The organism is Halomonas sp. DP4Y7-1, assembly GCF_019800705.1.
GTDB lineage: Bacteria > Pseudomonadota > Gammaproteobacteria > Pseudomonadales > Halomonadaceae > Halomonas > Halomonas litopenaei_A.
Genome location: NZ_JAHVKS010000004.1, coordinates 431036 through 439625, shown reverse-complemented (window position 1 = coordinate 439625; position 8590 = coordinate 431036). Strand labels below are relative to the sequence as shown.

General features: G+C 63.9%; 1 protein-coding gene. It reads right to left on the bottom strand.

Annotated elements, in window-relative coordinates:
• Nucleotides 1-8231 (bottom strand): retention module-containing protein (locus KUV72_RS10805; protein ID WP_222238329.1); only part of this gene is annotated, 8231 nt, incomplete at its 3' end.
• Nucleotides 8232-8590 lie beyond the last annotated feature (359 nt).

Genomic DNA, 8590 nt, shown 5'->3' with positions numbered 1-8590 from the left:
GAGTCGCCGATCTGCAGCGTCGGCTGATCGTCGGCCACGCTGACCGAGACGCCTGCCTCGGTGCTGGTGCCGTCGGTGTCGGTGCCGACCACGGTGATTCCGCTGATGGTCAGTGCATCAACGCCATCGGCATGGGCCAGGCTGTCGGCCAGAGTCGCGGTCACGGTCACTACCGCGGACTGGCCAGCCGTGACCGAGCCATTGTTATTCAGCGTCAGGGTGATGGCCGGTTCGCCACCGGCTTCGGTACGCCCTTCCAGCTGACCGGCGGAGTTCAGCGTCCAGGTCAGGGTGCCATTAAGGCCATCGACGCTGATGGCACCGGTATCGCCAAAGCCGATGGTGGCAATGGCATCACTGCCCGCGGTAAAGGTCAGGCTGGCCACGTCTGTAGAGGAAGCGTCGCCTTCAGTGTCAGCATCATCCAGGGACACGGCGGCATTGGTGGTCGCCGGATCGCTGTCGGTAACGGTGACCGTCGGGCCAGTACCGTCGGTGATGGTGACGGTGTGGCTATCGGAGGCGGTGTCACCATCGCTATCAACGGTTTCGATAGTGAAGTCGATCGACGGAGTACCGGCGCTGTTCTGTACCTGGTTGGCACTGGCCTCGAAGGTCCAGTTGCCATCGCGGCCAACGGTCAACACGCCTTCGGCGGTATTGAAGGTCACGACGTCGGTGTCGGCGTCACCCAGTGTCAGCGTCTCGCTACCCACGCTGACGGTAACGGTGGCGCCATCGGCACCGGCATCGGTGGTCCAGCTGCCGTTGACGCTCTGGCCTTCCACGACTGTTTCGGGGGCATCGGTAATGGCGATTTCGGGCTGATCGTCCGCCACCGTCACGCCCACATTGGCGGACGTGCTGGTGCCGTCGGTGTCGGTGCCGACCACGGTGATCCCGCTGATGGTCAGTGCATCGACGCCATTGGCGTGGGCCAAGCTGTCGGCCAGCGTGGCCGTCACGGTCACTACCGCGGATTGGCCAGCGGCGACAGAGCCGTTGTTGTTCAGCGTCAGGGTGATGGCCGGTTCGCCACCGGCTTCGGTACGCCCTTCCAGCTGACCGGCGGAGTTCAGTGTCCAGATCAGGGTGCCATTAAGACCATCGACGCTGATGGCACCGGTATCGCCAAAGCCGATGCTGGCAATGGCATCACTGCCCGCGGTAAAGGTAAGGCTGGCCACGTCCGTAGAGGAAGCAGCGCCTTCGGTGTCGGCATCGTCCAAAGACACGGCGGCGTTGGTGGTCGCCGGATCGCTGTCGGTGACGGTGACCGTCGGGCCAGTACCGTCGGTGATGGTGACGGTGTGGCTGTCGGAGGCGGTATCACCATCGCTATCGACGGTCTCGATCGTGAAGTTGACCGACGGGCTCTCTGCCTGGTCGAGGTTGTTGTTCGCCTCGAAGGTCCAGCTGCCATCACGGCCAACGGTCAACACGCCTTCGGCGGTATTGAAGGTCACGACGTCGGTGTCGGCGTCGCCCAGTGTCAGTGTCTCGTTGCCCACGGTCACCGTAACAGTGGCGCCATCGGCACCGGCATCGGTGGTCCAGCTGCCGTTGACGCTCTGGCCTTCCACGACTGTCGCGGTACCCGGCTCAGTGGAGTCGCCGATCTGAAGCGACGGGCCATCATCGGTGATAGCAATACTGATACTGGCCTGACCACGGGTACCGTTATCGTCCGTCACCACCAGCCCCACCGTTTCAGTGAAGCCGCTATCGGTGGCGCCGTCCTGGCTATCGTTGTCGACGCGGGTATCCAGGGTGTAGCTGTAGCTCACCGTGCCGCCGGCAGCATCTCCGTCGAAGCCGGTCAGGGACAGGCTGCCATAGGCCGTATCGACTACCACCGGATTGGTCGCGGACAGCCCTTGCAGCTGGTTCAGCGTCAGTGACTGATCTCCTACCTGGACGCTGGCCACACCATCCACGCTGGTGAAGGTGAAGCTGCCGCCGAGGGTCAGCGCAGTGCTGTCTGCCGCGCTGCCATCCGCCAGGTTGGCTTCACTGACCTGGACGTCGCCACCATCGGCCGCCAAGCCGCTCAGGCTCACGCCATCATCGGTGGCGGTGACCGTGATGGTCAGCGTCGCCGGGGAGGTGTCGCCATCGGCATCGGTCAGGGTGTAGGCAAAGGTCTCGGTCAGCGTTTCATCGCCGCTAAGCGCCTGCACACGGGCATCGCTGTTGTTGAGCGTATAGCTCCAGCTGCCATCGCTGTTCAGGGTCAGGGTGCCAAACTCGCCTGTGGCGCTGGGGCTATCCAGGGCGACCGTCGCGGGCTGCGCAGTGGAACTGTCAGCACCGGTCGTGTCATTGGCCAGCACGTTGCCAGAGATGGCCTGTGCAGTGTCCTCGGCCACGCTGGCACTGTCATCGCTCGCCGACGGCGCATCATCCGTAATGGCAATACGAAGACTGCCGCTGGACGCGCTACCGTTATCATCCGTCACCACCAGCCCCACCGTTTCGGTGAAGCCGCTATCGGTGGCGCCGTCCTGACTATCGTTGTCGACGCGGGTATCCAGGGTGTAGCTGTAGCTCACCGTACCGCCGGCAGCATCTCCGTCGAAGCCGGTCAGGGACAGGCTGCCATAGGCCGTATCGACTACCACCGGATTGGTCGTGGACAGACCTTGCAGCTGGTTCAGCGTCAGTGACTGATCCCCTACCTGGACGCTGGCCACACCATCCACGCTGGTGAAGGTGAAGCTGCCGCCGCGGGTCAGCGCAGTGCTATCTGCCGCACTGCCATCCGCCAGGTTGGCTTCACTGACCTGGACGTCGCCACCTTCGGCCTTCAAGCCGCTCAGGCTCACGCCATCATCGGTGGCGGTGACCGTGATGGTCAAAGTCGCCGGGGAGGTGTCGCCGTCGGCATCGGTCAGGGTGTAGGCAAAGGTCTCGGTCAGCGTTTCGTCGCCGCTAAGCGCCTGCACACGGGCATCGCTGTTGTTGAGCGCATAGCTCCAGCTGCCATCGCTGTTCAGGGTCAGGGTGCCAAACTCGCCTGTGGCGCTGGGGCTATCCAGGGCGACCGTCGCGGGCTGCGCTGTGGAGCTGTCGGCACCGGTCGTGTCATTGGCCAGCACATTGCCAGAGATGGCCTGTGCAGTGTCCTCGGCCACGCTGGCACTGTCATTCACCGCCACCGGTACGTCGTCCTGCACCTGGATGGTCAGGTCGGTGGAGGCATCATCGCCGTCGCTGTCAGTGGCCGTGATGGCGAACTGATCCGCCAGGTCATCGCTTCCGGTGCCCTGGCTGGTGTGATCCTGGGTGCTGCCGTCGAGGGTGTAGCTCCAGCTGTAGTCGCCGGCGTCGGAGACGCTGACGGTCAGCGTGCCGAAGTCACCCACCACGGTGCCGCCAGCGGTGACGTTGACGCCGTTGATGACCAGTGAGGCCAGGCTGTCACCACCGGTGGTGATGGGCAGCGTGCCGCTGGTGGTCTGGCTACCGTCGCCCGCAGCGCTGCCGCCAGGCAGGCCCGCTTCGCTGACCGTGAACTGGCCGCCTTCGGTGCTCGGGGAGTCATCCGGCACGCTGATGGTCGGGGTGGAGTCTTCCGCCACCGTGACGCTGAACACCGCATCGCTGGTATCACCATCCGCATCGGTGATGGTGTAGTCGATCAGCGCCTCGCCTTCGAAGCCCGGTGCCGGGGTAAAGGTCACATCCCCCGCGGCATTGATCGATACGCTGCCCTGACTCGGGTCACGCAACGTTGCTGCGGTCAGCGTTCCCCCATCTACGCCCTGGGTATCATTGTCCAGCACGTTATAGGTGATCGGAGTGTCTTCCGCGGTATTGGCACTGTCATTCACCGCCACCGGCACATCGTCCTGCACCTGGATGGTCAGGTCGGTGGAGGCTTCGTCGCCGTCGCTGTCCGTCGCCGTGATGGCGAACTGATCCGCCAGGTCATCGCTGCCGGTGCCCTGGCTGGTGTGATCCTGGGTGCTGCCGTCGAGGGTGTAGCTCCAGCTGTAATCGCCGGCGTCGGAGACGCTGACGGTCAGCGTGCCGAAGTCGCCCACTACGGTGCCGCCAGCGGTGACGTTAATGCCGTTGATCACCAACGAGGCCAGGCTGTCACCACCGGTGGTGATGGGCAGCGTGCCGCTGGTGGTCTGGCTGCCGTCGCCCGCGGCGCTGCCGCCCGCCAGGCCCGCTTCGCTGACCGTGAACTGGCCGCCTTCGGTGCTCGGGGAGTCATCCGGCACGCTGATGGTCGGGGTGGAGTCTTCCGCCACCGTGACGCTGAACACCGCGTCGCTGGTGTCACCATCGGCATCGGTGATGGTGTAGTCGATCAGCGCTTCGCCTTCGAAGCCCGGCGCCGGGGTAAAGGTCACCTCACCGGTGTCGCTGTTGAAGGACACACTGCCCTGGCTGGGATTGCGCAGGGTCGCCGCAGAGACGCTCGCTCCATCTACGCCCTGGGTATCATTGTCCAGCACGTTATAGGTGATCGGGGTGTCTTCCGCGGTGTTGGCACTGTCATTCACCGCCACCGGCACGTCGTCCTGTACCTGGATGGTCAGGTCGGTAGAGGCTTCGTCGCCGTCGCTGTCCGTCGCCGTAATCGCGAACTGATCCGCCAGGTCATCGCTGCCGGTGCCCTGGCTGGTGTGATCCTGGGTGCTGCCGTCGAGGGTGTAGCTCCAGCTGTAGGCGCCGGCGTCAGAGACGCTAACGGTCAGCGTGCCGAAGTCGCCCACCACGGTGCCGCCAGCGGTGACGTTAACGCCGTTGATGACCAGTGAGGCCAGGCTGTCACCACCGGTGGTGATGGGTAGCGTGCCGCTGGTGGTCTGGCTGCCGTCGCCCGCGGCGCTGCCGCCCGCCAGGCCCGCTTCGCTGACCGTGAACTGGCCACCTTCGGTGTTCGGGGAGTCATCCGGCACGCTGATGGTCGGCGTGGAGTCTTCCGCCACGGTGACGCTGAGCACCGCGTCGCTGGTGTCACCATCGGCATCGGTGATGGTGTAGTCGATCAGCGCCTCGCCTTCGAAGCCCGGTGCCGGGGTAAACGTGACGTCACCTGCGGCATTGATCGATACGCTGCCCTGGCTCGGGTCACGCAACGTTGCTGCGGTCAGCGTTGCCCCATCCACGCCCTGGGTGTCATTGTCCAGCACGTTATAGGTGATCGGGGTGTCTTCCGCGGTATTGGCACTGTCATTCACCGCCACCGGTACGTCATCCTGCACCTGGATGGTCAGGTCGGTGGAGGCCTCGTCGCCGTCGCTGTCCGTCGCCGTAATCGCGAACTGATCTGCCAGGTCATCGCTGCCGGTGCCCTGGCTGGTGTGATCTTCGGTGCTGCCGTCGAGGGTGTAGCTCCAGCTGTAGTCGCCAGCGTCGGAGACGCTGACGGTCAGCGTGCCGAAGTCACCCACCACGGTGCCGCCAGCGGTGACGTTGACGCCGTTGATGACCAGTGAGGCCAGGCTGTCACCACCGGTGGTGATGGGCAGCGTGCCGCTGGTGGTCTGGCTGCCGTCGCCCGCGGCGCTGCCGCCAGGCAGGCCAGCTTCGCTGACCGTGAACTGGCCGCCTTCGGTGCTCGGGGAGTCATCCGGCACGCTGATGGTCGGCGTGGAGTCTTCCGCCACGGTGACGCTGAACACCGCATCGCTGGTGTCACCATCGGCGTCGGTGATGGTGTAGTCGATCAGCGCTTCGCCTTCGAAGCCCGGCGCCGGGGTAAAGGTCACCTCACCGGTTTCGCTGTTGAAGGACACACTGCCCTGGCTGGGATTGCGCAGGGTCGCCGCAGAAACGCTCGCTACATCCACGCCCTGGGTGTCATTGTCCAGCACGTTATAGGTGATCGGGGTGTCTTCCGCGGTGTTGGCGCTGTCATTCACCGCCACCGGGACGTCGTCCTGCACCTGGATGGTCAGGTCGGTGGAGGCTTCGTCGCCGTCGCTGTCAGTCGCCGTGATGGCGAACTGATCTGCCAGGTCATCGCTGCCGGTGCCCTGGCTGGTGTGATCCTGGGTGCTGCCGTCGAGGGTGTAGCTCCAGCTGTAATCGCCGGCGTCGGAGACGCTGACGGTCAGCGTGCCGAAGTCGCCCACTACGGTGCCGCCAGCGGTGACGTTAACGCCGTTGATCACCAACGAGGCCAGGCTGTCACCACCGGTGGTGATGGGCAGCGTGCCGCTGGTGGTCTGGCTGCCGTCGCCCGCGGCGCTGCCGCCCGCCAGGCCCGCTTCGCTGACCGTGAACTGGCCACCTTCGGTGCTCGGGGAGTCATCCGGCACGCTGATGGTCGGGGTGGAGTCTTCCGCCACGGTGACGCTGAATACCGCGTCGCTGGTGTCACCATCGGCATCGGTGATGGTGTAGTCGATCAGCGCTTCGCCTTCGAAGCCCGGCGCCGGGGTAAAGGTCACCTCACCGGTTTCGCTGTTGAAGGACACACTGCCCTGGCTGGGATTACGCAGGGTCGCCGCGGAGACGCTCGCTCCATCCACGCCCTGGGTGTCATTGTCCAGCACGTTATAGGTGATCGGGGTGTCTTCCGCGGTATTGGCACTGTCATTCACCGCCACCGGCACGTCGTCCTGCACCTGGATGGTCAGGGCGGTAGAGGCTTCGTCGCCGTCGCTGTCCGTCGCCGTAATCGCGAACTGATCCGCCAGGTCATCGCTGCCGATGCCCTGGCTGGTGTGATCCTGGGTGCTGCCGTCGAGGGTGTAGCTCCAGCTGTAGGCGCCGGCGTCGGAGACGCTGACGGTCAGCGTACCGAAGTCACCCACCACGGTGCCGCCAGCGGTGACGTTAACGCCGTTGATCACCAGCGAGGCCAGGCTGTCGCCACCGGTGGTGATGGGCAGCGTGCCGCTGGTGGTCTGGCTGCCGTCGCCCGCGGCGCTGCCGCCAGGCAGGCCCGCTTCGCTGACCGTGAACTGGCCGCCTTCGGTGTTCGGGGAGTCATCCGGCACGCTAATGGTCGGGGTAGAGTCTTCCGCCACGGTGACGCTGAACACCGCATCGCTGGTGTCACCATCGGCATCGGTGATGGTGTAGTCGATCAGCGCTTCGCCTTCGAAGCCCGGCGCCGGGGTAAAGGTCACATCCCCCGCGGCATTGATCGATACGCTGCCCTGGCTCGGGTCACGCAACGTCGCGGTGGTCAGTGTTGCACCGTCCGCGCCTTCAACGTCGTTAGCCAGCACGTTGTAGGTGATCGGGGTGTCTTCCTGGGTCTCGGCGGTATCGTCGAAGGCCTGAGGAGCATCATCGAGAATCGCGATATCGAGAAAGCCGCTGGTGGTGCTGCCATCGGTATCCGTGGCAGTGATCACGATGCTCTCTACAAGGCCGTCACCGGTGGCACCATCCGCGCTGTCATTATCGACCGGCGTGGTGAGCTCGAAGGTATAGCTGACGGTGCCACCCGTGGCACCTCCGGTATAACCGGTCAGCGTCAGGGTGCCATGAGGGGTATTGATGACCAGCGGATTACCGGCAAGTCCATTCAGTCGGTCCAGGCTGATCGGACCACTGGAGCCCACCGTGATGGAGGTCAAACCGTCGGGCGCACTGACGCCAAAGCTGCCACTGACGATACTGCCGGTAGCGGGCGAGCTACCTGAGGCAAGCCCGGACTCGCTGACGGTCTGCTCAGCGGATGCAAAGCCAACGGCTGCGCCGCCAGTGCCCACGGCACCGCCAGTGCCCCCCTGCGGGCCGTCCAAGCCTGTCAACGTGACCGGTTCATCAACGTCGTCTGAACCGCCGCCCTCCTGCTGAGGAAGCTCCTCGTCTACTCGCTGGTAGCCATACTCGAAAGACAGCGGCGTCACTTCCTCAACAATACGCAGCAGACGCACGAAATCATGCCCGCCTTCAACCCCAGCGCCACCAGCAGCCCCCGCAGCCGGTGCTTCCAGGATATCCAGCAGATCCCCATCGCTTTCTTCCAGCAGCGCCAGCACCCTGGCGACGTCAGGGTCCTCAAGTACCGGCGCTTGCTCGCCTTCGCCACTGCCTTCTGCGACATCTTGAGTCAGCAGAATCTGAGCATTGCTCTCCATCTCGACCAGGGGCGCACCGTCCACCTGTTCGAGCCTGACGCGCGCCCCATTGCCGGTGATCACTACCTCGCCCTCGCGAAGCTGGTCACCCTCTGCCAGGGCTCTCAGGTTACCTTCTGCGTCACGGGCCCAAGCTTGACCAACAAGCTGAACAACGGTGGCAATGATCATAGGGGCGTCTCTCTATAGCGTTTGGGGGCTGTATAATTTTTGGCGCACGCACACAGTTGTGCAGATACGACATTACATGCGCACGAGATATCTCAATACTGTACCAGAGGACAATGAGCTACCTCTTTTTCTACACCACCCCGTCTTCCCCTTTTTCTTCTCCTATGCTATTGCTTTTTCTCGCCTATTAGCGTGCTTACAAAAATATTCGTGTCATGAGAAAAGCCAGACTGCACAAAAACTCCCCCGACCTCTGGTACTAGCTTGTTGGCTTGCCCCACCGTCAGCGATGTCGCCTCCTGCATTTTTCATGTACAACGCAGCGCACCACGTACAACAATTTATGTCTCGTGATCCTG